This is a genomic window from Bacillus sp. EB106-07-01-XG149 (genome assembly GCF_058791555.1).
In genome coordinates this window covers 117636-143533 of sequence record NZ_JBYTDP010000005.1, presented here as the reverse complement: position 1 = coordinate 143533, position 25898 = coordinate 117636, and the positions used below count along the sequence as shown (strand labels likewise).

General features: G+C 36.9%; 25 protein-coding genes. 9 read left to right on the top strand and 16 right to left on the bottom strand.

All coding sequences use genetic code 11. The annotated features are described in order from the left end of the window. Positions 1–479: 479 nt before the first annotated feature. A complete protein-coding gene (gene opuD / locus AC3WTA_RS20460; protein WP_001229111.1) occupies positions 480–1997 on the bottom strand; it encodes a glycine betaine transporter OpuD in 1518 nt (505 codons plus the stop codon). 664 nt (positions 1998–2661) lie between these two features. Here opuD and AC3WTA_RS20455 point away from each other — a divergent pair. The 4 genes from AC3WTA_RS20455 (at position 2662) to AC3WTA_RS20440 (ending at position 8582) form a co-directional block, all read left to right on the top strand. Continuing rightward, positions 2662–3540 (top strand): cell wall-binding protein EntA, encoded by an 879-nt coding sequence (locus tag AC3WTA_RS20455; protein WP_000733335.1) that lies wholly within the window; start codon positions 2662–2664, stop codon positions 3538–3540. Between the two features lie 80 nt (positions 3541–3620). Continuing rightward, positions 3621–3923 carry a DUF3910 family protein gene (locus tag AC3WTA_RS20450; protein ID WP_001025274.1) on the top strand — a complete coding sequence of 101 codons (303 nt, stop codon included), beginning with the start codon at positions 3621–3623 and terminating at the stop codon, positions 3921–3923. A gap of 299 nt (positions 3924–4222) precedes the next feature. Beyond that, positions 4223–5842, top strand: a complete 1620-nt coding sequence (locus AC3WTA_RS20445) for a hypothetical protein (RefSeq protein WP_098653688.1) — start codon at positions 4223–4225, stop codon at positions 5840–5842. Further along, positions 5826–8582 carry a DEAD/DEAH box helicase gene (locus tag AC3WTA_RS20440; protein ID WP_492333001.1) on the top strand — a complete coding sequence of 919 codons (2757 nt, stop codon included), beginning with the start codon at positions 5826–5828 and terminating at the stop codon, positions 8580–8582. The genes AC3WTA_RS20445 and AC3WTA_RS20440 overlap by 17 nt, the downstream gene beginning before the upstream one ends. Positions 8583–8606: 24 nt before the next feature. Here AC3WTA_RS20440 and AC3WTA_RS20435 read toward each other — a convergent pair whose 3' ends face one another. Then, positions 8607–9092, bottom strand: coding sequence for a VanZ family protein (locus tag AC3WTA_RS20435; RefSeq protein WP_001080699.1), 486 nt, complete (start codon positions 9090–9092; stop codon positions 8607–8609). Between the two features lie 110 nt (positions 9093–9202). Between AC3WTA_RS20435 and AC3WTA_RS20430 the strand changes: the two genes are divergently transcribed. Both AC3WTA_RS20430 and AC3WTA_RS20425 read left to right on the top strand, forming a co-directional pair. Continuing rightward, a complete protein-coding gene (locus AC3WTA_RS20430; RefSeq protein WP_000257711.1) occupies positions 9203–9427 on the top strand; it encodes a DUF1659 domain-containing protein in 225 nt (74 codons plus the stop codon). A gap of 94 nt (positions 9428–9521) precedes the next feature. After that, positions 9522–9737, top strand: coding sequence for a DUF2922 domain-containing protein (locus AC3WTA_RS20425; RefSeq protein WP_492333000.1), 216 nt, complete (start codon positions 9522–9524; stop codon positions 9735–9737). A gap of 19 nt (positions 9738–9756) precedes the next feature. Here AC3WTA_RS20425 and AC3WTA_RS20420 read toward each other — a convergent pair whose 3' ends face one another. Next, positions 9757–10155 carry a DUF4359 domain-containing protein gene (locus AC3WTA_RS20420; protein WP_000731403.1) on the bottom strand — a complete coding sequence of 133 codons (399 nt, stop codon included), beginning with the start codon at positions 10153–10155 and terminating at the stop codon, positions 9757–9759. A gap of 194 nt (positions 10156–10349) precedes the next feature. On the opposite strand from AC3WTA_RS20420, the gene AC3WTA_RS20415 reads away from it, so the two are divergent. Further along, on the top strand, positions 10350–10856 hold the full coding sequence (locus AC3WTA_RS20415; RefSeq protein WP_001001399.1) for a competence protein ComK: 507 nt from the start codon (positions 10350–10352) through the stop codon (positions 10854–10856). A 55-nt stretch (positions 10857–10911) separates the two neighbouring features. Here AC3WTA_RS20415 and AC3WTA_RS20410 read toward each other — a convergent pair whose 3' ends face one another. From AC3WTA_RS20410 to AC3WTA_RS20385, 6 genes are all read right to left on the bottom strand, one after another. Continuing rightward, positions 10912–11382, bottom strand: a complete 471-nt coding sequence (locus tag AC3WTA_RS20410; RefSeq protein ID WP_098094156.1) for a sigma-70 family RNA polymerase sigma factor — start codon at positions 11380–11382, stop codon at positions 10912–10914. A 218-nt stretch (positions 11383–11600) separates the two neighbouring features. Further along, positions 11601–12281 (bottom strand): YknW family membrane protein, encoded by a 681-nt coding sequence (gene yknW, locus AC3WTA_RS20405; protein WP_000449616.1) that lies wholly within the window; start codon positions 12279–12281, stop codon positions 11601–11603. A gap of 16 nt (positions 12282–12297) precedes the next feature. Beyond that, the gene (gene yknW / locus AC3WTA_RS20400; RefSeq protein ID WP_000387950.1) at positions 12298–12996 is read right to left on the bottom strand and encodes a YknW family membrane protein; all 699 of its coding nucleotides are present in this window, start codon (positions 12994–12996) and stop codon (positions 12298–12300) included. A 128-nt stretch (positions 12997–13124) separates the two neighbouring features. After that, entirely contained in the window at positions 13125–14327 is a 1203-nt protein-coding gene (locus tag AC3WTA_RS20395; protein ID WP_000054368.1) for an ABC transporter permease, read from the bottom strand. Further along, positions 14324–15004: an ABC transporter ATP-binding protein gene (locus AC3WTA_RS20390; RefSeq protein WP_000631612.1), complete on the bottom strand. Its 681-nt coding sequence runs from the start codon at positions 15002–15004 to the stop codon at positions 14324–14326. The genes AC3WTA_RS20395 and AC3WTA_RS20390 overlap by 4 nt, the downstream gene beginning before the upstream one ends. Then, entirely contained in the window at positions 15001–16194 is a 1194-nt protein-coding gene (locus AC3WTA_RS20385) for an efflux RND transporter periplasmic adaptor subunit (RefSeq protein WP_000249029.1), read from the bottom strand. Before AC3WTA_RS20385 ends, AC3WTA_RS20390 begins: the two co-directional genes overlap by 4 nt. Positions 16195–16569: 375 nt before the next feature. On the opposite strand from AC3WTA_RS20385, the gene AC3WTA_RS20380 reads away from it, so the two are divergent. Then, positions 16570–16761, top strand: coding sequence for a helix-turn-helix transcriptional regulator (locus AC3WTA_RS20380; RefSeq protein WP_001067016.1), 192 nt, complete (start codon positions 16570–16572; stop codon positions 16759–16761). Further along, entirely contained in the window at positions 16762–17274 is a 513-nt protein-coding gene (locus AC3WTA_RS20375) for a DUF3278 domain-containing protein (protein WP_000975582.1), read from the top strand. 114 nt (positions 17275–17388) lie between these two features. On the opposite strand, the gene AC3WTA_RS20370 is transcribed toward AC3WTA_RS20375, so the two are convergent. From AC3WTA_RS20370 to AC3WTA_RS20340, 7 genes are all read right to left on the bottom strand, one after another. Then, a complete protein-coding gene (locus AC3WTA_RS20370; RefSeq protein ID WP_000477576.1) occupies positions 17389–18723 on the bottom strand; it encodes an MFS transporter in 1335 nt (444 codons plus the stop codon). 19 nt (positions 18724–18742) lie between these two features. Further along, positions 18743–19777 (bottom strand): ABC transporter substrate-binding protein, encoded by a 1035-nt coding sequence (locus AC3WTA_RS20365; RefSeq protein ID WP_001225607.1) that lies wholly within the window; start codon positions 19775–19777, stop codon positions 18743–18745. Then, positions 19774–20556, bottom strand: coding sequence for a DUF3919 family protein (locus AC3WTA_RS20360; RefSeq protein ID WP_000826638.1), 783 nt, complete (start codon positions 20554–20556; stop codon positions 19774–19776). Before AC3WTA_RS20360 ends, AC3WTA_RS20365 begins: the two co-directional genes overlap by 4 nt. Positions 20557–20622: 66 nt before the next feature. Continuing rightward, positions 20623–22053 carry a HAMP domain-containing sensor histidine kinase gene (locus AC3WTA_RS20355; RefSeq protein WP_492332999.1) on the bottom strand — a complete coding sequence of 477 codons (1431 nt, stop codon included), beginning with the start codon at positions 22051–22053 and terminating at the stop codon, positions 20623–20625. A gap of 11 nt (positions 22054–22064) precedes the next feature. Next, a complete protein-coding gene (locus AC3WTA_RS20350) occupies positions 22065–22736 on the bottom strand; it encodes a response regulator transcription factor (RefSeq protein WP_000699564.1) in 672 nt (223 codons plus the stop codon). 121 nt (positions 22737–22857) lie between these two features. Then, positions 22858–23802, bottom strand: coding sequence for a mannose-6-phosphate isomerase, class I (manA, locus tag AC3WTA_RS20345; RefSeq protein WP_000138683.1), 945 nt, complete (start codon positions 23800–23802; stop codon positions 22858–22860). Positions 23803–23819: 17 nt separating this feature from the next. After that, a complete protein-coding gene (locus AC3WTA_RS20340) occupies positions 23820–25772 on the bottom strand; it encodes a PTS fructose transporter subunit IIABC (protein WP_492332998.1) in 1953 nt (650 codons plus the stop codon). Positions 25773–25898: the final 126 nt, after the last annotated feature.

Below are 25898 nucleotides of genomic sequence, written 5' to 3'. Positions count from 1 at the left end.
AGTAATTTCACGTCCATCCCCCAACGAACGATCGACCTTCATTTATATACGAAAAAGTGATTGCTATTTTTGTAGAACCAATTGCTTCTCTTGCTGTTCGTTGCGCGTTTCAGTCTTAGGTTCCGTGTTTTCTTGGACACTACGATGTGCCACACGTTTCAAACAAATATGCTTCCACTTTCTTTCGTAACGTTTCATTATTCTTGATGTCCCCCTTGAATGCGCTTTAAAACTATTTGAAATCGCTTACAGGAAATAATATAGCACATATACATAAACGTGACAACACATTTCCGACAATTTTTTGTCAAAAATACGAATAGAACCCACAAGATATCGAATATTGTCGAAATATATCGATTCTCCTTTGCGTAAAAGGCATACTACTTATATAGTAAAGTATTTTATTTCCCTTACTTGCAGTTCAAATTCCTTCTATATAAAAAAGAGCTGATACAAAATCAGCCCTTTTCCTTCTATTATTTATGACGCTTCATATGTCCTTCTTTTTGTAACTCTTTAAATAATGCCGCCATCATAAAGAAAATAACGAAGACGAATGGGAATGCCGCAATAATAGCTGCCGTTTGCAGTGCTTCTAATCCACCAACATATAATAAGGTGGAAGCTATCGATGCTAAAACGATACCCCAAACCATTTTAATGCGGTTTGGTGGATTTAAACTACCATGTGTCGTTAACATCCCTAAAACGAATGTCGCAGAGTCTGCAGATGTAATAAAGAATGTTGCAATAAGTAGAATACCTAATACCGATAAAGCTGATCCAAAGCTTCCCATCTGATCGAACATAGCGAATAACCCTACTTCTGTTCCCATCTCTTTCACTTTGTCGAAGATATGAGCATCACCAAACAGCTCCATATGAATACCAGTCCCGCCGAAAACAGAGAACCAAAGTGCACCAATTACGGTCGGTACGAGTAACACACCGATAACAAACTCACGAATGGTACGTCCTCGTGAAACACGTGCAATAAACGTACCTACGAATGGTGACCATGCAATCCACCATGCCCAATAGAAAATTGTCCATGACTGAATCCATTGATTTCCGCCTTCATCTAATGGACTTAAACGGAAGCTCATGCTTGGCAATTCCTGAATATAAGAACCAATTGTTGAAGTGAAGTAATTCATAATAAAGTTTGTTGGACCTGCAAATAATACAATAATCATAAGTGCAAACGCCAAAATAATATTCGCATTACTTAAATATTTAATTCCTTTATCAAGACCTGTTTGCGCAGATAACATGAAAAGAACGGTTACGATTGCAATAATAACTAACTGTGTCGGCAATGAATTCGGGATAGATGTTAAATAACTAACACCACCAGCAATTTGTTTCGCACCAAGACCTAATGATGTTGCAACACCAAACACAGTTGCGAAAACAGCTAACACATCAAATGAATGAGCAATACGTCCATGTTCCCCGCCTTTAAATAACGGACCTACTGTCGCACTAATCGTACTTGCTTTTCCTTTTCTAAAAGTAAAGTAAGCAATACACAGCGCTACAAATGCATATAGTCCCCACGGATGTAATCCCCAATGGAAAAATGAAAAACGTAGTGCAAGACGCGCACTTTCCTCAGTTGCACCTTCTCCAAACGGAGGTGCGTACAAATGGTTTAATGGTTCGGCAACGCCCCAGAAAACTAAACCAATACCCATACCAGCGCTAAATAGCATAGCAAACCATGTCATATAACTATAATCAGGTTCATCATCATCTTTACCTAAACGAATAGAACCGTATTTCGAAACAATTAAAAAGATAGACACACCTAATATAATAGAAACAGAAATAATATAGAACCATCCAAACTTACTAACTAATGCAGTTTGAATTGCGGTTGTTACATTTCCTAAGCTACCTTTTCCAATAATAGATTCGGGAATAATCCCCCAAATTGTAAATGCAATACATAATGTTAATGATACGATGAATGTTTTTGTCAGTTTCCTCATCAAATCCCCCTTCGTAGGTTTCACTTTTGTAAATAACATAAATTCCGATATGTAAAATCGGATAGAAAACTATAATTTTACGGTGATTTTCTTACTTTCACCTTCACCAATTCGAATTCTTATGGACAGCCTTACCTTCCGTATAACCTTTTCACTCTGCAAGAGCTACAAGATCGAAATACTGCTGTCAAATTGTGTGAGAAAAATGCGGATGGGAATGTATTTTCCCAAAAAAGGATGTGTTACAGATGTAAAAAAGGGCATTTTTCTTCCTTGCAACCCTTTCTTTTTGTAACAATTATGCGGTTTTTTTGCTAGTATATAGCACGTGTTTATAGTTTCACAAACGAAATGTTTATGTTTATATAACTATATTACCCATAAAACGGTAAAATACTCAAGGAATGTAATCGTTTAGTAAATATTATGTAACACTCCTGTAATATTTTTATTTACGCCGAAAAATATATGTTGTATTAAATATTTTGAATATAAGTAGAAACCTACTAATCACATAGAATGAAAAACGCTTTCCTATATTTTTTGTTATATTACAGGATGTTAACGACTGATTACGAATGGTTTGTAATTGTGTGTTTTCCCGAAATCCGAAAAAATCTGTTGCTATAATGAGGACACGAAAACAAACGCAATGGAGGCTATCATGAAAAAATTAATTGGAATAGCAACAGCAGCAGTTTTTGGTCTTGGGATTTTCACATCATCTGCTAATGCAGAAACTGTTGTAACAACAGACGTACTAAATGTACGCGAAAACCCTACTACGGAATCAAAAGTTGTCGGTAAATTACTAAACGGGAATAAAATAGATGTTCAAAATACAGAGAACGGATGGTCAAAAATCACTTTAGATGGTAAAGACGCATTCGTAAGTACAGAGTTTACAAAAAGCATCTACTACGTAACAGCTAACGTATTAAACGTACGTGCTGAAGCGAACACAAACTCAGAAATTCTTGGAACGTTGAAGAAAGACGATATGATCGAAACAACGAAACAAGTACAAAATGAGTGGTTACAATTTGAATATAACGGGAAAACAGCTTATGTTCACGTTCCTTTCTTAACAGGTACAGCACCTGTTATCGAGAAACAAGAACAACCTGCTCCTGCTAAAACTGTAGCACCAGCTAAAGCGCAAGCACCTGCAGCACAAGCAAAACCAGCTGCTAAGCCTGCTGTGAAAGCTGCTGAAACTAGCACACCTTCTGGTGGTCGTGAGTTAACAGTTGTAGCTACAGCATATACAGCTCATCCGAGCGAAAACGGTGGCACATACGGCGGCCGTGTATTAACTGCAATGGGTCATGACTTAACAGCGAACCCAAACATGAAAATGATCGCTGTTGACCCGAAAGTAATTCCATTAGGATCTAAAGTATGGGTAGAAGGTTACGGAGAAGCTATCGCTGGAGATACTGGCGGTGCAATTAAAGGTAACCGTATCGACATCCTACTTGGATCAGATAGCGCTGCTCAAAAATGGGGACGCAAAACTGTTAAAGTGAAAATTTTAAAATAACCAATGACTGCTAAAGCCAGTTCTCTTTATTGAGAGCTGGCTTTTATTTTTTTATAATACATATAAAGGAGGTTACACTCATGAATATACAAGCAAAAGTAGACTGGGTCGGTACACCCAAACCATATATATACAAAGATGAAGTCACATACGACGCTACTTCCATTGACTTTTCACTCGCTGGCGATGACAATCGATATAAATTAATTGTGCTCAGCTCTGAAGCAAATACACATTACAAAATTGTCCAATATGGAATTAAACCCGGCTCACAAAAGCCATTTCCTATCGATATTCCATTCGAACAAAACATGTTACCAATTGTAGAACAAATATTACATGATCCATATGTGCACGCGATTTTAAAGGAAACGCGCTCATAATTGTAAAAAAGGGATATCACCTCGTCGGATTTTTTCGGCTAAGTGATATCCTTTTTATTTTCCCTTCGTAAACACGAGCAGAGAAAAATATATCAACGATTCGACACGAAATATCGATTTACTGAACAAGATTGACAAGAGAAGTAAACTACAAAAAAGATGCCGTTCAAAAATATTGAAAAACACCTTTCCATCTCCATTCACAGTTACAATATGATAATCCCAATTTCATTTTTTCTGTTTTGAGCATTTTTTGTTTATAATGGTAAAGGAAAGAAATATGTGTACGGAGGAATATTATGCTGCAACACTCAATTACGAAAGATGAAATTATGATGATTGCGAATGAGTTCGTTCAAGGACTAGATCCACAGCAAACAGCTGATCAGGAACATGTCGCTACAGCTCGGCACCTATATCGTAGTGGTGTTGTCTACAACGTTGACTTTGATGGTTATACGCTATCAGGAACTGTAGATGCTGCAGGCAGCGTATATAGCGTCCATATCCCGATTCGTAACGTCGCTGAAAGCTATTGCGATTGCTTTGCACCAACGCAATGTGAGCATATGCTCGCTATTTTACTATCTGCAGCATCTAGTTTTGGGCAAGTAGGAGATGTATTAACTTTATTTAAAAATAATACGAAACCTTCCCTTCCTCCTATTCGAACTGCAAGACAAGTATTGCAATCATCAGCGTTTGAAGAAACGGATTATAAAAGTTGGCAATCGTATTTTGACAACGAATATGAATCATTTAAAAAAGAACAAGCTCGGCTTACTTATAAACAAATGTATTTTCTTATGAGTATTTTTACAGACTTCTATACGAAACTCGAGCGGAAAGCTCCGCGTATCGTTGCGATACATGAGTTGTTCAGGCTACACGCAGCGCTTTATTGCTTTCAAAAATTATTAGAAGAAATTCAGGACTTCGAAGCAAATAAAACGTATTCTTATCACCAGCCTGTTAACGTCGTTCGCTTATTTGTAGATAAAGTGGAATCCATCGTTCGGGACCTACAATCAGAAGCGATTCCTTCAGAGTCTGAAGCAATTTTGCAAGAAACAGCTCGTCTCGTTCACGAAGTATTCTTCTCCACTGACGCCTATACGCAAGAAAGATTTTTTATTTATCGTCACATATGGAGTGAACTCTTACACAATAAAGAGAAACTGCAAGAAGAAGAAAAGCGAATCGATACGAAAATCAATCCACTTTCCAAAGCATTAGCATCTTCTCATCTACTCTTTTTAAATGACGAAGACCTATTAGCGATGGACTTACTAAAAAAACAGCCTGCTTCTGTTGTAAGTCTGTACTTCTATTGGTTAGAAGAGCTATTAAATACAATGCAGTGGGATCGTGCGAAAAACTGGCTTTCCTTTACGTATAAACAAGTGAAGAAAACGATACATGAGCACGAAAATACAATTTTCATAAAAGATATCGTTCGCTTATTTGTCATCATGTATGAAACGTATGCAACCCATACAAATGAACAAGCCGGACTCGAAATGATTTTACAAGAGCTATTACCATATAGTTTCGCAAACTATGAGCAATACGTACTCGCGAAAAAGCAATATCGTACATGGGCAGAACTTCAGCTCTTACATGGGTTTGAAGCAATTGAACTTTTGAAAGAGCCACTGAAAGATATTGAAAAGGAAGCACCAGAAGCAGCCCTTCCTCTTTATCACCTTGCTGCTACCGAGGCCATTGAAGAGCGAAACCGCAAATCATATAGACGTGCAGTTCGTTACTTAAAGAAATTACGTACATTATATAAACGATTAAAGCGCACTGATGAATGGGATGCTTTCATTATTCACATCGCAAACTTACATTCACGTCTGCGTGCACTACAAGAGGAATTACGGAAAGGAAAATTAATCGATGATCAATCAAACTGAAGTAACAATTAGGCTCCAGCACGTTAGTCAAGGTTGGTTCCTTTGGGGAGAAGATGACAGCGGTACTCCATTATCCGTAACAAGTTGGAAACGAAATGCATTTACGTGGCACTCCACTTCCTTCTACGGCACGTTTCTAAAAGAAGCGACCTTTGAAGGAAAACAAGGTGTTATGCTAACAAACGCACAAGCATTTGAATACATCGCTAATAAACCGATGAACTCCTTTGCCCATATTCAAATGAATGGCCCTATTACAGCACTTACGAAAGATGCGAACGAATTATGGGATGCCTTCACAAGCGGTAGCTTCGTACCTGATATGGAGCGTTGGTCTCAGCAACCATCTTGGAAAGTGCAAAATACCCCAATCGAAGATGACACATTGGTATCTCTTTTCTCGACCGCGGTAAATGAAAGCATATTACAAGATAACCGTTCAAACGATGGGTGGGAAGATGCCAAGAGACTTTATGAACATTACGACTTTACGAAAAGACAATTGGATGCAGCACTACATGAAGAAGATTGGCTTCGAAAAATTGGTTACATTGAAGATGACCTTCCCTTTACAATCGGACTACGGCTACAAGAGCCGCAAGAAGAATTTGAAATGTGGAAGCTTGAGACAATTGTTACACCAAAGCGCGGGGCACATCGCATATATGTATATGAAAGTATCGATTCTTTGCCAAAACGATGGCACGATTATGAAGAACGTATTCTTGAAACACAAGAAGGATTCAGTAAGCTCGTACCGTGGTTAAAAGAAGGCGATACATTCCGAAGTGAGCTCTTTGAAACAGACGCGTGGAACTTCTTAACAGAAGCAAGTAACGAATTACTCGCTGCAGGTATTACGATTTTACTGCCATCCTGGTGGCAAAATTTAAAAGCGACAAAACCAAAATTACGTGTGCAGCTGAAGCAAAATGCCACGCAAACGCAATCTTTCTTCGGCATGAATACACTCGTTAACTTTGACTGGCGCATTTCAACGAACGGCATTGATTTATCCGAAAGCGAATTTTTCGAACTCGTTGAACAAAACAAACGGTTATTCAATATAAATGGTCAATGGATGAGACTGGATCCAGCCTTTATTGAAGAAGTACGAAAGCTTATGAACCGTGCCGATAAATATGGACTAGAAATGAAAGATGTCCTTCAGCAACATTTATCAAACACTGCTGAAACAGAAATTGTAGAAGAAGATAGTCCATTTACCGATATTGAAATCGAGCTAGATGGATATTATGAAGAGCTATTCCAAAAACTATTGCACATTGGAGATATTCCAAAAGTAGCTGTCCCTTCTGCACTAAACGCAACACTCCGTCCGTATCAACAACATGGCATTGAGTGGTTATTATATTTAAGAACGCTTGGATTCGGAGCATTATTAGCTGACGACATGGGACTTGGAAAAAGCATTCAAACGATCACTTACTTACTATATATAAAAGAGAACAATCTCCAAACAGGCCCTGCTTTAATCGTGGCACCGACATCTGTTCTTGGAAATTGGCAAAAAGAATTTGAGCGTTTCGCACCAAATTTACGTGTTCAGTTACATTATGGAAGTAACCGAGCGAAAGGCGAATCATTTAAAGACTTCCTTCAATCAGCAGATGTTGTATTAACATCTTATGCATTAGCTCAGCTTGATGAAGAAGAACTTAGTACGTTATGCTGGGATGCTGTTATTTTGGATGAAGCGCAAAATATTAAAAACCCACATACGAAACAGTCGAAAGCAGTACGAAACTTGCCAGCAAATCACAAAATCGCTTTAACCGGTACACCGATGGAAAACCGACTTGCCGAGCTTTGGTCTATTTTCGACTTCATTAATCATGGATATCTCGGCAGCTTAGGACAATTCCAGCGCCGCTTCGTCTCACCGATTGAAAAGGATCGTGACGAAGGAAAAATCCAACAAGTTCAACGTTTTATCTCGCCGTTTTTACTGCGTCGCACGAAGAAAGATCAAACCGTCGCATTAAACTTGCCTGATAAACAAGAACAGAAAGCTTACTGCCCACTTACTGGTGAACAAGCTTCCTTATATGAACAACTTGTTCAAGATACATTGCAAAATGTAGAAGGATTAAGTGGGATTGAAAGACGCGGATTTATATTACTAATGCTGAACAAACTCAAACAAATTTGTAATCATCCCGCTCTTTATTTAAAAGAAACAGAACCAAAAGACATCATTGAACGTTCCATGAAAACGAGCACGCTAATGGAACTAATTGAAAATATAAAAGATCAAAATGAAAGTTGTTTAATCTTCACACAATACATCGGTATGGGGAACATGCTAAAAAATGTGTTAGAAGAACATTTCGGTCAGCGCGTCCTCTTCTTAAACGGTAGTGTACCGAAGAAAGAACGTGACAAAATGATCGAGCAGTTCCAAAACGGAACGTATGACATTTTCATCTTATCGTTAAAAGCAGGTGGAACTGGCTTAAACTTAACCGCTGCCAACCATGTCATTCACTACGACCGTTGGTGGAATCCAGCTGTAGAAAACCAAGCAACAGACCGCGCATATCGTATTGGTCAAAAACGCTTCGTTCACGTTCATAAACTTATTACAACAGGGACACTCGAAGAGAAAATTGATGAAATGTTAGAAAGAAAACAATCATTAAACAACGCCGTCATTACAACCGATAGCTGGATGACCGAACTATCTACAGATGAACTAAAAGAATTACTTGGTGTATAAACAAAAGGAGCTAATCTCAAAAGATTAGCTCCTTTTTCTATTCCAAAACCAATTGCTTATTATAATTCCTGTTAATCCGCCGCACGTATCCAGTAATGAATCTTGCCACATCGGTGTACGATCTCCCGTAGTCCATTGATGAATTTCATCAAATGTTGCATATCCCGCAACGAATAGAAGAGCGTATAGGAAGCACCTTTTTCTCGAATAACCCGATCGATGAAAAGCATAATACGTCAATGAACCGAGCATAAAGAACACCATAAAATGAGCACCTTTACGAAGGAAAAACTCAATAAATCCGCCTACACCTTTATTTGCAATGCTAACAGGTGTACCACCACCATAATCGATAGATACCCACGAAAAATGCTCTTCCACAAACTCAACATTTACATATTGTTCAATATCCGAACGCATATCCTGCTTTTTATATGGTTGTGCCGAGGAATAGAAAATCAACCCCATCCATAGTAAAACAGGAATCCAAAATAACCATTTACGATTCATTCTTCCGAAACCCCTCTCTTAGTCTTTTAAGCGTACCAAAAAAAAGAATAAATTTCACGCCAAAACATGACATTTGCGCCCTATTTATAAAGTGAAAGGGGGTGATAAACATGGCAGTCGAAACAATCGTAACGGACTTAACTTTACGTCTTGTCTTAAACAGTGGATTAGATAAGAACGGAAAAACAGCTTTTAAGCAAAAACAATTTAAGCGTGTTAAAACAAACGCAAACTTAGAGCAAGTACAAAACGTAGCACGTGCTCTTGCTTCTTTACAAGCATCACCGCTTCACGCTATACAACTTGTTAGCACATCAGATCTTTCTACCCTATAAGGTTAAACTTTACTCAGTGGGGGGCATCCCCCGCTGATTACACCGATCGCCCTACCCGCATATAACACGATAAATAAAAAGGAGGAAATAAAGTATGCAAGTACTAGAATTAATTTTTGCGAAAGAAGATGGAAAAACAGTTGTTTTTTCTATCGAAAAACCGATCACACCCGTCGATGCACAAGTCGTAAATCAAGTAATGGATACCATTCTTGCCTCATCTGTATTTTCAACAATTAATGGTAATACCCGAAAAAAAGGTGCTCGTCTCGTAGAAAAGAATGTATCTGAAGTTCCTATTACCTTATAAACAAAAAGACGAATCTGCATCATTTTGCAGATTCGTCTTTTTTCTTCGGCATTTCAATCGGAATAAAGATTTTTGAAAAACCGACGCATACATATTTATAATGTTCTCCGCCTATATCAAACTCAGTCGTATATGTTGAGAAGAAAATATAATCATTTCGCTTTGTATAATTCTCGATTAATAATCCAACTTGTGGCTCAACATATTTTTTCGCCAACTTCTTACCAGCCGATGCTAAATCGCCAAGGAGACCCTCTTCATTTTCCTTTTGAACTTCGTCTAGCTTCTTACTTACATCATTACGTTTCATAAACTGCTTTGCTGCCCAGTCCGTATATTCACCTTTACTCGGATTACTATTTGCTAAATATACTAGAAGCACGACAACTAGAGCCATAATAATATACTTTTTCTTCATACTATCTCACCGCCTACTCTTTTCTATTTTCATATATATGTACAAGCGATGCAAATTAGAAAGACTAACATCTATTGATTGTAAACGAATAGCCAAAATTTACAATATGAAACGGAATATTAACAATTAATTTACTTAATTCGTATATAATTATATTTGGTATTACTATCATTTATAAGGGAGGAATCAAATTTATGAATGAAGAAAATGATATTATTATTTCTAATTCTACAATGATGCTGGAACCTTACAAGCACCCTTATTATCAAACAAAAATTATCGAAAGTAGCGGAAACCATCTTTACTCCTGTCAAACTGCTCTCCAACTCATCAAGCAATCTTGTCTAACCAATGTTCACTCTACTTATCAAGGTAGACGTAATGCAGTCCAAACAAACTTTAAATTTAAACAAAATGTCCCAATTCCGATTAATCATCGAGAATATATTTGTGCTTTCCCGACAGAATCTCCTTCTTCTCCAAACTGTATATGGCTATTTTATAACCATATAGATGACATAGAATTTTTCAAAAAGAGTAAAAAAGCTAACATTCATTTTTCAAATGGCACTACTACAACAATACATATCAGTCCCCATAAGTTAAAACAGCAATTATTAAAAGCTGGATACGTATTATCACGTATGAACATGCAAGATTCACTACAATTTAAAAACCTCTTATTACATTTACTACCTTAACAGAATAAGTAGAATGGAAAGCAATATCCATTGCCTTCCATTCTTATAATCATATTTATTCTCTTAAACTATTTCGCATTTTCTCAAGTGCTTGCCGATACACCCACCTCACTTGATAATAGGTCATTTCCATCTCGTTAGCGATCTCCCCCATCGTCTTCCCTACAAAAAAACGTTCGAAAATAATATACTTCTCCTTCTCATCTAATACACTCATAAAATCCTTTGCTCTCATTTCAATATCTTCAAAATGGAAGATATCCTCATATTCCCCTACACATACACACTTTTCTTGCACTGCAAACTCTTTCTTCAATCTTTCTAATATATAACCACGCACAGTTATAACTGCATATGCAGGAAAACTTCCTTTCTCCGCATCATACCTTTCATATGCATGCCAAAGACCAATTAAACCACATTGATAATACTCTTCATGATCTTGATAAATACCTAACTTCTTTATTTGATTTACAATCATTCCTTCATACAACACAACTGTCTCTGTAAACGTCGCTGGCTTCACACAGTACCTGTTTCTAAAAGGTATACCTCTTTGTTATTCCGCCGGTACCTCCACAATATAAAAATAAAGAAGCGATTTCACTGTGAGTAATTTTAAATACTACCGCCGAAATTTTAAATTACACGAAGTAGAATTTGAAATTCTGCTAGTCGTATTTGAAATAAGGGTAAAAATAAAAAAGGTGACTCTCGAGAGAGCCACCTTTTAGTCCAATCATATTATGCGCCAAAACTGTTTCCTAAACCTTTTAGAAAACCTAGTCCTATCGTTAAAATAAAGAAAATTACAATTAAAATTGTCGCTTGTTTCTTGCTTAAGCCAGCCACAATATGTAACCCTAATCCTGTTAAAATTAAACTCCAAATATTAAAAATCTCAATTGAAGATGCAATGCCATTTAAAACTGTTCCTTTTTCAAATAAAGGAGCTAAACTTGTATAAGCATCCGTTCCATTTCCTTCAAAAATCAAACCTAATCCTACATTTAACAAGCTCCCAATGTAGAAAACAAGATTAGCGTATAAGTAAATAGATAATATCTTCATGTAAGGAGTATCATTGCCCATTAACATCATAATCACTTTATAGAAACCTGCTGCAATAAAGAGGCCGATAGGTGTTCCAAATAAACCAAAAAGTGCTCCGCCACCAAGTGCAAACCATTTTATCATTTCCCCATCTTGGCCATTCATTTCTTTTGCCACTTCTGGGGTATTAACCACTGATAAATAAAATACCGCAGCTGTCGTAACCGTCCCAATTAGAACAAATAAAAGGAAAGCTATCCAAACCGGACTTTTCGTCTTCATTCGCTCAAACTGTTCACCTGGAGATGTAATCATCCCTAATAATGACGGCTTTTTCGAATCTACATCTTGCGTATTAATATTCGTTTCCATTATAACGCCCCCTTATTTATACTGGCATATTTGGTAAAAATGCTGTAATTAACATAACAATCGCTGCTAAGAATAACGCTTTAATGATGAATAAGACGATAATTGGAATAGCTGCTTTCACTTTACTTACTCCCGCTGTAATTTGCAGTCCTAACCAAATTAAAACGATATTCCATAAATAGAATACTTCAATCGAACTCCCTATTCCATAAGCAACTGAACCTGTCTCAAATAGTGGTCCTAAGCTTGTATATGCAGTTGGTGCGACACCTAAAATTAAAGCTATAATAGCATTAATAAATCCACCAATAATAACAACAATGTTCGCATATACAATAATCGTTATTAATTTTTTATAAGAGGTATCATTCCCATAGAACATCATAAACACTTTATAAATAGCTGCAACGACGAATGTTACCAACATACCACCTATAGTACCCGACACAATGCTGGAAATAACATCGGATGTCAGTGAACTCTGTCCTGCAAATTCACCTAGTTCTTTTTTCATTTTCACCATCTCAGGTGACGTATTCGTAACGTATGTAGTAAAAGCACTTAACAACCCTTGTAATAGCGCCATTAGGAAGAACATACCCCAAACTTTCTCGCTCGTCTTCATTCTCTCAAACTGTAAACCAGGAGAAGTGATCATTCCGAACAATGATGGCTTCTCTCCGCCAGCTTTTTGCGTATTCAAATTCGCTTCCATTATAACGCCTCCTTCTATTTATATAACCCGTTCTAACGGGCGGTTCACTTCCTCAACATAGAGGCTACGAACCGCCCACTAGAACGGTAATGTGTAGTGGAGAGCTCCCTCTCTATTACACTACTAACTTATTCATAACGTAATGCTTCAATTGGATCTAATTTCGCAGCTTTATTTGCTGGAATTAATCCGAAAATAATACCGAGTGTCATAGAGAATAGTACGCCACCAACGACAACTTCCCATGAAACGAGCGGTGGCCATTTCGCAAATGTGGAAACGATATATGCCCCGCCATATCCAAGACCAATTCCGATCAAACCACCTAGAAGCGTTAACATAACTGCTTCAATTAAAAACTGTAATAAAATTTTACTACGTGTTGCCCCAAGCGCTTTACGTATCCCAATTTCACGCGTACGCTCCGTTACAGATACGAGCATAATGTTCATAACACCAATACCACCAACGACTAATGAAATACCCGCAATACCACCGATAATCATCGTCATAATACCAGTTACTTTAGAAACATTTTCTTGGAATTCTTTTAAATTCACTAGTTCATATTTACCTGGAATTTCACTTGGCTTACGACTATTTAATACATCAACAGCTTGTTTCCCAGCTGCTTCTAAATCGTCTACATTTTTAGCTTGAATTGCGATATTTTGAATATCATCTGTTCCGAATAAAACAGGCCATAATGTAAGGGGGATTAACGCTTCTTCCATTTCAAATCCCATAAACTCATTATCAGATGTATACACACCGACAATCTGCATCGGTTGTCCTTTCATCTCAATAATTTGCCCAACTGGGTTTACGTCCTTAAATAACGTCTTTTCTGTTTTTGTACTAATCATCACAACGTTATTTGCATGAGAAATATCTGATTCATTTAAAGTACGTCCCTTTACGACCTTTACTTTATTAACCGCAAAATATTCATTATCAAGACCAATAACATTCAGATTTGCTTTTTTATCATTTACATCTAGTATCTCTGTCGTCGAATTTGTCGTAATAACATGTGAAACATCTTTCACTTGTTTTACTTCTAAAATATCCTCTTCCGTTAACTTCGGTATTTCAAATCCGCCTATAGCAAACTCATCATTCATATCTGGTTTAAATTGAATTGGCATAAGGTTATTACCACCAGAACCTGCGAATTTCGACTTCAGCATCGCTTCCCCGCCTTGCCCAATCGCAACGACAGTAATAATAGAACCAACGCCGATAATAATACCGAGCATCGTAAGAGCTGAACGCAGTTTATGAGCTAAAATAGAAGATAGGGCAATTTTTATACTATCTAGTAAACTCATACCGCACACCTTCTATCTTCTGTAATTTTCCCGTCTCGCAGTACAATGCGGCGGGAAGAATACGCTGCTACTTCCTCTTCATGCGTAACCATAACAATCGTTGTACCTTCTGCATTAAGCTTCGTGAAAATATCCATAACTTGCTCACCAGACTTCGTATCAAGCGCGCCTGTAGGCTCATCGGCCATAATGAACGTTGGATTATTCGCAATCGATCTTGCAATCGCTACACGCTGCTTCTGTCCACCTGATAATTCATTCGGTAAATGATGAACCCTATCTGACAAACCGACTTTACCAAGCGCTTCTAGAGCCCTTTGACGACGCTCTGCTTTCTTCACACCACCGTATACGAGCGGAAGTTCAACATTTTCTACTGCCGAAAGACGTGGAAGCAAATTAAAGTGCTGAAACACAAAACCGATATATTCATTACGAATTAAAGCAAGCTTTGACTCGTCTGCTGTTAAGATATTCACATCATTCAGCATATATTCGCCTTCAGTTGGGCGATCTAAACAACCGATAATATTCATAAGCGTTGATTTACCAGAACCAGACGGTCCCATAATCGAAACGAACTCACCGCTTTGAATCGTTACACTAATATCATGTAAGATTGGCACTGCCAATTTTCCTTGATAATACGTTTTAGCAATATTATTTAACGTAATCATTTCTCTTTCACTTCCATTCCGTCATACACGTCGTCGGAAGGATTTTTAACCACCTTTTGCCCCACTTTTGCGCCTTCAACAATCTCTGTCCAGTCTCCATCAGTAGAACCTTTTTTCACATTTTGTTTACGAAGCTTTCCTTTATCCTCAACATAAACAAATGCATCACCATCTTTTTCTACAATACTCTTAGTCGGAACTGCAATCATCGTCTTATTCTCTAAACTTACTTGCAGAGAAACGTGATAACCCGGAGATAAACCATCTTGACTATCAAGACTTGCTTTATATGTATATTGGGACATATTTTGAGTCGCTTCACCCATACCACCAGCTTGAGCCATCTCTGCACTCGTTGGGAATTCACTTACCTCTGTAATTTTACCTGTCCACTTCTTCTTATTATTCGCTTTTGCAGTGACAGTAAATGTTTGATCTGGTTGAATTTGTGACTTCTGAAGCTCAGTTAACGTCCCTTGCACTTGGAATGGATCTTTAGACGCCACTTGTAAAAATGCTTTCCCTTGACCACCTAACGCTTGAGATGAACTTTGCGCCGCATCTTTATCTAACTTTTGAACGACACCAGTAAAATTACTATAAATCGTAAGCTCTTTCTGCTTTTTACTTAACTCTTCTTTCTGCAACTTCCCTTTTTCTTTCTCAAGATCAGTTGTCTTTTGTGCCATCTCTAACTCACTTACTTGCTCGTCCATCGGATCCGTTACTTCTTTCCCAGCTCCGCTATCCTTTGCCTTCTTAATTTCTTTCTTCAACGAATCAATCTTCTTCTTCCCTTGATCATAACGCATATCCGCCATCTTCTGATCAAGCTCAGCTTGCTTCATTTGCAAGTTAATCTCTTCATTATCATAAGAGAATAACTTCGTACCTTTCTCTACCTCTTGTCCTTCTTTCACTGCAATATCTTTCACTTTCCCTTTAGTCGGATCCGCATAGAAACTTTCAATATTCCCTGGTTTCACCTGGCCAGAAATTAATTTCGTATTATTAAGCTTTCGCTCCGTTACCTTCTCAAAGCTCACAGCATCAGCAGATGTTGATGCCCCCTTCTTCTTGCCTTGCATAATAAAAATATTAACTGCTGCTACAATAACAATTAGTGCAATAACCCCGATAATAATCCATTTCTTCTTCTTGTTTGGAGTACGAACCGTATTTGGTACCATATTCTCTCTCCCTTTATAACTTAATAGTTTAATATAAAAATTGTATAAAACTTTCTGAAAACAAATTACATATTATTACATTCTTTTTACAAAGTTTTACACATCCATTTATATTGTAACAAAAATTCCAATGATTAGAAATATGACATCTTGTCTTTTAAGATAGATTTAAGGAAAGGTTATATTAATATAAGAAAAGCCATTCCTTATTAATAAACTCCTTACCAAGATAAATTATTAAAATCATTTTCCTAATTGCACCATTATCATTTTTGTCACATATATTTGACATTTCATTTATTCAATTATAAAATGTCATATATAAATGACATTTCTAATGCACGAGGTCTACAATTATTAATAGGAGGTTTATATTTGAATAACGTTAAACAATATCGAAAATCTGAAGGTCTATCGCAGCTAGAATTAGCTAAAAAAGTTAATGTAGCGAGACAGACAATAAACTTAATTGAAAACAATAAATATAACCCCTCTTTAGCCTTATGTATCGAATTAGCAAAAGCACTAAAAACAGATTTAAACAGTCTATTTTGGGAGGGAGATTAAATGATGAAAATTGAATGGAAAGAAAGAGTTTATAATAATTTTGTTGGAACAATGAGTGAGAGAGATGAATATCAAAAACAAGAAATCAATAAAGAATTATCTGTAGCTGGAATTGGTTTATGGTGGTTAAATATGTTGGTAATGCTTATTATGTTACTTGTTGATACTATGAACCACACAATATCTATAGGAACTATATTAGTTTTTCTATCTAATATGATTTATGCTAATTATTTAACATTTAAGCTTAAGAAAAAAGGTTTAAATGAGACTGAATGTGCAACAAAAGAAGAGTATTTGCAACATAAGAAAAAATTAAGAAAAGCGGGCTTAAAAGCAGGTGTACTTTGGGGCTTTCAAATGTTTGTTTTTATGAATTATATCCTTCCCTATGTAGGTTCAGAAGAAATCTCTATTTCTTTATTTAAGGTTGTAATTTTCATCTGTGGCGGCGGATTTTTCGGTCTAACTATGTACATAATTGGTTTATTAAATCTTAAAAAATTATATTAATTAACAAAAATCATTTACACATTAAACTGCAATTTTACATACTGTTTGTTTTTCCTAAATAAAAATCTAAAAGCTATCCAATATAATAATTGGATAGCTTTTTCAAATAAAATATTATGCTACCTTAGAAGCTTTTCTCTCATGTCCCATTTGAACAATCAGTAAGAATATTGTTGCTAATACACCACCTGCTAACAGTAACATGAAGCAACCATCCCAGCCAGAACGATCAACAATAATACCAATTGCTGCGTTTGCTACGAAGCTTCCTCCCACATAACCAAACAGACCACACATACCAACCGTTGTACCTACTGCAAATTTCGGTACTAATTCCATTGCACTTAAACCAATTAAAAATTGTGGTACATAAATTAAACAACCGATAATAGAAACTGCGATACTCACAACAAGAACATTAGTTGCTTGCCAATATACGATTGTTCCAACAACAACTCCAGCCATACTCATAACACATAATGGCATACGTTTTCCCTTGAATAATTTATCGCTTAAAAAACCGACAATTAAAGAACTCGGAATTGCTGCTGCCTCAAATATTGAATACGCTGCATGCGCTTCTGTTTTTGTAAAACCTTTAACTGTTGTTAAGTAAATTGGTACCCAGTTAATAACACCGAAACGAATTAAGTAAACAAATGCATTCGCAATACATAAGAACCAAACAAATTTATTTTTCACTACATATTTCATTAAAATTTCTTTTGGTGACATTTTGTTAGCATTATCTGCTTTTTCAAGATCTTCATAGTCATTACGATATTCGTCAATTGGAGGAAGACCTTCTGATTCTGGCGTATCCTTCGCATTAATCCAAACAAGAACGGAAATTACCATTGCGATAATCGCTGGGAAAATAAACACGCCGCCTTGCCAATGGCTTTCACCAAAAATACCTACACCAATTCCAATGAATGGTGGAACAAGTAATCCACCAACGTTATGTGAAATATTCCAAAGACCTGTTTTCGTACCACGTTCTTTCTTTGAAAACCATTTCGTCATAACAATACTACAAGGAGGTGCTCCCATACCTTGTACAATACCGTTTAGAACAAGTAATGTTAAAATCATCCCAAATGAAGATGCATAGCCGAAACAAATATTAACAAGCCCAGATAAAAATAAACCTACTGCAATAAATCGTTGAGCAAATGCCTTATCCGATAAATTACCCATAAAGAATTTACTAAGCCCGTAAACAACAGCCATTACTGCGCCCAATAACCCAATTTGTGTAGTGCTAAATCCGAACTCATCAACTAAATACGTAGTAGATAAATTAAAATTACTACGAACTAAATAATAAGCAGCATATCCAACTGAAATCCCAATCAATACACGAATACGTAGTAATTTATATACTTGATCAATCATATCCGCTGGCAAACGTTCAATCGCCGGTGCTGGCTTAAGCCATTTAAACATATTCTTTCGTCTCCTTTTCTCACTTCTGAGAGAGACGCTGTCTATTCCATATCTCGATTATTCCGCTATTTGATATATTTTGGTTTGTTCTTCTAACCGGCTGTCCTTCTATTTCTTTCTCGTTCTTCGCAAACATTGTTGGTACGCCAAACGAAACTTTTTCTAAAATGTGACCCGCTTCTTCTGATAAACAATAATCAATAAATAAATCCGCAATAATACCATTCGGTGCACGTTTTAGTTTCGAAATCGCATTAACAGATAACCCTGTTTGCTCAGGTACAATACTTACAATTGGAAAGCCTCGTTTTTGAAGCATTCTCTGGTCTCCCATGAAATTGATGCCTATCATATACTCACCACTCGCAACAAGCTCTACTGGTATGTAACCATTCACCGTTACTTCACCAACTTGTCCTGCGAGTTTCTTCACATATTCCTTCGCTTCCTCTTCACCTACAGTATCAATGAGTGATTGAAAAAACGTATATGCTGTTCCTGAAACATTTGGATCTGGCATAACAATCTTTCCCTTATATACTGGATTTAATAAATCTTGCCACCTTGATGGATAGGGAAGTCCGAGCGGTGCTATTTCTTCATTCCACTGCTCTTTATTGATCGCAATTGCCAGCTTCTCCACTTCATAACCGTACCAATAACCGTCTTTATCTTTAACAGTTTTTGAAATACGGTTCGCATGCTGACTCGTAACAGGAATAGATAGATTTTTTTGCTTCATCATTTGATGCGCGTCTACCGTACCGCCAATAATAATATCTGCTTTCGGATTTCCAGCTTCCTCTTCTACCCTCCGAAGAAGCTCTTCTGTCGAAAGACGAATAAATTCATACGTACAGCCGCGTGGTTTACAAAATGATGACAGCAAAGCTTCACCAACTTCTTCACGAGCTGCTACATACGCAACAAGATGACGATCATCCAAAATAGGGAGACCACTTTTATTATATTTAATAGAGGTTGTATCTCGAGAGCAACTAGACATCGCTCCTCCAATTACTAGCAAAAAGAAGAAAAAGGCTATCTTTCTCATGACACATTCTCCTTTACAAATAAATTTGCGAGGGAGCTTTTCATATACATAACATTCCCGTTATTATCGCCGAGATATTGCACAACAAAGTAAGATGGATACACAGAAATAGTAAGAATGTCTTCTCGCTCATTCTTTATACGCTTCCCTGTTTTATAAGCGGTAATATAAGCAATCGGTTCATTCTGTGATTGTAATAATTTCTGTATTTCTCCGTAATCTGTAATTTGCTTTGCGTACCGAATCGAATCAAGTATGTGCGTAAGATTCATCGCACGTTCTACATCACCTTGGCGTACTATAACATCCTGTGCTGACGCAAAAAAATCACTAATACGTTCTGGTGTGTAATACAGGCTTAACAAATACGTTTGAAATGCTGAAATCATTGGGTCCGTACCATTCTTTCCGTACATATCAGCCCCGTACTGGAACAAGTCACCTACTGCAAAAGTACGTTTATGTCCATTCAAGTACGTTACTTCTCCAGTAAATACTTGTTCTTGATTCTTAGCTTCTCTCGGTTCTATTTGAATTCGGTCAAAGAATGAAACAATCGTATGCAAACGAACTTCATCCGTTATAACAATTTCTCCCCACTTTTCATGCCTAACCTTCATTTCAGTAGGCAAGGATTCATTCACTCTTTGTAAAACAGTTTGTTTGTCATTCACTATTGTGATCCGATTATATATTTGCTTCTCCATCACATAAAACAAAATAAGAGAAACGATTATACAAAGGACAAACATAAGAATTTGAAATGATAGCCTTTTCATTTCTGCCTACCTCCAAGATAAAAAAACGTTGTTTCGAAAATACCGCATAATTGTTTCATAAATGTATCATTTAACCGCTTTCAAGTTTTTTATGTCTTCCATCCGTTTCGGAAGTAAAAATGTAATAAATATCGTAGTACCCATCTCTTCACTACTCTCAATTCGCATACTTCCGCCCTGCTTATTCATAATCTCCTGACAAATATACAAACCGTAACCATTCCCGTAACTAGAAGGAAGTACCTTCCCTCCTGGCGATTCATTCCACTCTGCAAGCACACCTTCATCTATACCAATACCATCATCATGAACAAAAATCTTCGCCTCATGCTCACTTACGATTACATTCATACGAATTTGCGTAGCATCGCTATATTTAATCGTATTATCAAGTACATTTAAGAATATTTGCTTCGTTTTATCAAAGTCTGCAACAACATGTACATCCGTTAACTCATTTATAACTTCAATTTCAAATTGCTGCAGGCGAGGTTTCACAATTGAAACGGCTTCTTCTGCTAATTCTTTTATATTCACAACTGTAGGTGACACTTCAAACGTACTCGTCCCGTACTTTGAAGACTTAAGTAATTCCTCTACAAGTGATAATAAACGCTCACTTTCTACAGCCACATAACGCAGGCTTTCCTGTACATCTTCCTTCGCCTTTAACTTCGGAATTAAATCCACATAGCCAATAATTGCCGTTAGCGGTGTTTTTAGCTCATGCGTAATGTGGTCTAAGAAATCTTTCTGCTTCTCTTTCTCCTCTTTCAATTGCTTAATATGTAGTTCAATTCCATCAGCCATCGCATTAAAAGATGCTGAGAGCTGAGCAATTTCCACATATTCATTTAGCTCAATCTTACTTTTATAATCTCCATTCGCAAGCCGCTGTGCCATTTGTCTTAACTGATCAATCGGCTTATGAAGAGACCTTGCCAAACGAATCGCAAAGAAAATACCCGCAGCTACTAGACAAAGAGACGTCATTAAGAACGTCCAGCCAACATTTGTTAAAACTTCCTTCTCACCCGTTAACTCATTTATAAAACGAACACTTCCAATGACATCGTTTCCATAATAAACTGGGCTTGAAAACAAAAGAATTGGAGCTGGGTCTCCCTCTTCAAAAACATAAGATTTCTTCCCCTTCAAGGAACTCTCAATATCAATATTCCGATGAAGAAGTGCTCCTTTTTGCGTATCTGCAACAACATCTCCATTCTTCCCAATCATCTGTACACGTACATCCATGCGCTTCGCTAAATACGAAGCAATTAAAAGTGAATTAGGACCGAGCGTCTCCACTTCTGCTTCCTTCTCTAAATAATTCATCGTATAAATTTGTGCTTCTACACTTAACTTTTCCAAAGAATTTGCCGCATTATGATACATATTCTTTTCTAACGTAATATAAACAACTGCGTACAAAAGAACAAAAATCGGAATTAACAGTCCAACTATTCCAAACACCATATTTCTTTTTAAAGACATACCATCACCACTTAACAATCCAGTTTATAGCCAACGCCATAAATTGTCTTAATATATTCTCCGCTCTTCCCTAACTTCTTCCGCAGCCTTTGTACCATAATATCAACTGCTCTCGTATTTCCGATATACTCAAACCCCCATACTTTCTCAAGTAACTCATCTCTCATAAATACACGCTGCGGATTTGAAACAAACAACTGACATAAATTAAACTCTCGGTACGTTAACTGAATTTCTTGTCCACTAACATGCACCTTTCTTTCCTTAGGACAAATCGTTATCTCTCCCGCCCCGATTACTTCATGACTTACCGTTACCTCTGCCTTCTTCACGCGCCGCGTCATATTCTTAACCCGAAGAATAAGCTCCGCATAATTAAATGGCTTCGTCACATAATCATCCGCACCAAGCTGCAAGCCAAGCAATTTATCATTCATCTGACTCTTCGCAGTTAACATGAGTACTGGAATATCCCTATCCTTTTCACGGAACAAACGAAGCAATTCATACCCATCTGTATCTGGAAGCATAACATCCAAAATCAATACATCCGGCCCTTCATTCCATTTCTCTAAAGCTTCTCTCCCATCAGCCGCTGTCAACACTTCATACCCTTCCATCTCCAACTGCATCCGAATCAAATTACGAATACTCGATTCATCATCAACTACAAGTATTTTCATTATGTTCCTCCTTCCATCCCGTATTATAGTACAGTTTAGTATAGCAAAAATCCTATAAAAAAAGAGAGGGTATTGTCGAACATATTTTGTCGACGATACTCTCTCCACTTATATTTTTCGCTTACACGCTCGCAATAATAAATTCAGCACGTCCTACAACTCTATATTCCCCAAAATCGCTTGGTAATATGAGGTGATCCCCTTGTTCAAATTGATACTTTTCAGTCCCATGTATTAACTCTCCTTCTCCATCTATTACACTTAAGAGAAGAAATGGACTATTTTGTGTTAAGTTAACCATCCCGTCTAACTCCCATTTTCTCACTGAAAAATAAGAGCACTCAATAAGTTTTGTTACATGTAAATCTTCTATTTCTTCATATTGTACAACTTGTTGTTTTGAAACAAATGGTGTTTCTATTACTTCCATACTTTTCTCAAGATGAAGTTCACGCAATTCCCCCTCTGAATCTCTTCTATTATAATCATATAATCGATAAGTAGTATCAGAGTTTTGTTGCGTTTCTAATATTAAAATACCTTCACCAATTGCATGAACCGTGCCGCTTGGAACAAAGAAGAAATCACCCGGTTTCACTTTTACACGTTGTAATAGCTTGTCCCACTCTTCTTGTTCAACCAAATTTACTAGTTCATCCTTTGTTTTTGCATGATGCCCATAAATAATCTCAGCACCTTCTTTGCAATCGATGACATACCAGCATTCAGTCTTTCCTAGTTCACCATTTTCATTTATACGTGCATATTCATCATTCGGATGCACTTGAACAGATAAGTCACGATTTGCATCTAAAATTTTTGTAAGAAGAGGGAAGCAATCCCCCTCCATATTTCCAAATAACTCTCGATGATTATTCCACAATTGTCCTAAAGATAATCCTTCATACTTTCCGCTCTTAACTACACTTTGTCCGTTCTGATGTGCAGCAAAAGCCCAACATTCTCCCGTTTGTTCTGATGGTATTTCATATCCGAAAGAAGTTAATTTCGTACCACCCCAAATTCTTTCTTTAAAAATGGGTGCAAAAAATAACGGCTCTGTCATGATTAAAATCCTCCATTTTATACGATGTCACCTAATAATTTATGTGCTTCCTCTTTCGTTTGGACAGATATTAATCTCTCTCTATAACTATCATCCATAAGTTTTCGTGAAAGCATTTGAAGAATCTTCAAGTGTTCATTTCCTTCACTCTCTTTTGGAACTGCAATCATAAATACTAACTTTGCATCCGTTCCGTCTAAACTTTTCCAATCTACACCCGATTGTTTAATCCCAAATACAACACTCGGTTTTTTTACTGCATCCGACTTCCCATGAGGAATCGCAATATTCATTCCAATACCTGTACTACTCTCTGCTTCGCGACTCATAATAGCTTGCTTAAACTCCGAATCAGAATGTAAAGCACCGACAGCATTTAATTTCCCGATCATTTCATCAATAATATCGTCACGTGTCTCTCCTGCTAAATTAATATCTATTAAATCCAGGCTCGTTATATCTGTTAATTTCTGAATTTCAATCTTTTCATCTTTCTTTTCTATTACTTGCTCTTGAACTTCCGTTACTTCCTTTGTTGCTGACACTTCTTTCATTTCTTTTAATTCCTGTACTTCTTCAACTTTTGAAATATCTTTCTTTAATACATTTACAATAACTGCTGTAACAAGAGAACCTACAATAATGGCAACAAAGAACATAAATACGTTATCTACCGCTCCTAGTACCGCAACAATCGGTCCACCATGTGCTACTCTATCTCCTACGTTACCAATCATTGCAATAACTGCACCTGTCATAGAACCAGCCATAATACTTGGAATAACACGTAATGGATCCTGCGCTGCAAAAGGAATAGCTCCTTCTGTAATACCGAATAAGCCCATCGTAAATGAGGCTTTCCCCATTTCCTTTTCAGCTTCTTGGAACTTTCTCTTTCCTATAAACGTAGCAAGTCCCATCCCGATTGGCGGAATACAAATTGCTGCTGCAATCGGTCCCATAATTTCATAATTTCCTTCTCCAATCATTGCGGAACCAAATAAGAATGCTACTTTATTTACTGGACCACCCATATCGAATGAAATCATTGCACCTAAGATTAACGCTAAAAGAATTGAACTTGAACCTTGCATACCAGCTAACCAAGCTGTTAATGATTCAAATACTTGTGCTACAGGAGCACCGATAATAAATACAAATGCTAAACCAACAATAAGTGATGTAAATACCGGTATAATAATAATCGGCATAATTGGTTGAAGCGCTTTTGGCACTTTTAACTTTTTAATCCCTAAAGCTACATAACCAGCTAAGAAACCTGCGATAATACCGCCTAGGAAACCTGCTCCACTCTCACTACCATAAAAACTTCCTGTTGCTGCAATATATCCGCCGATCATACCAGGAACAAGTCCAGGTTTATCAGCTATACTATACGCAATATAACCAGCTAAAATTGGAACCATAAATGCAAATGAAGCTCCACCTATTTGCTCAATTGTTTTCCAAAAAGAACCTTCTGGTATTACTAAACCACCAGGAGTCTTTTCGCCGCCAAGTGTTAATGCAATTGCGATTAATAATCCCCCTACAACAATGAAAGGAACCATGAATGATACACCATTCATTAAATGACGGTATATAGGATTTTGTTTTTTTCCTTGTGAGTCATCCCTTGCCTCTTTCACATCTGAATGATAAACAGGAACATTACCCTCTACTACTTTTTGAATGAGCTCCTCTGGTTTACGAATACCATCTTTAACTCCTACAACTAGTAACTTTTTACCTATGAATCTATCTTTATTTACAGCACGATCTGCAGCTATAATGATGCCATCCGCTTCACGAATTTCTTGCTCAGTAAGTTCATTTTCAACACCTATACCACCTTGTGTTTCAACTTTCATTTGAATTCCTAATTTATCCGCTGCTTTTTGCAAGTTTTCTGCAGCCATATACGTATGGGCAATCCCATTCGGACACGATGTAATCGCTAGTACTTTCATTTTAATCCTCCTCAACCCTTATGTAAGCGCCTACAAATACTATATATCAATATTTGATTCATAAAAGTTTTCTTTTTTACCGTAACCTCCGGAAAAATATTATTTTTCCAAAGCAAACAAAAAAGT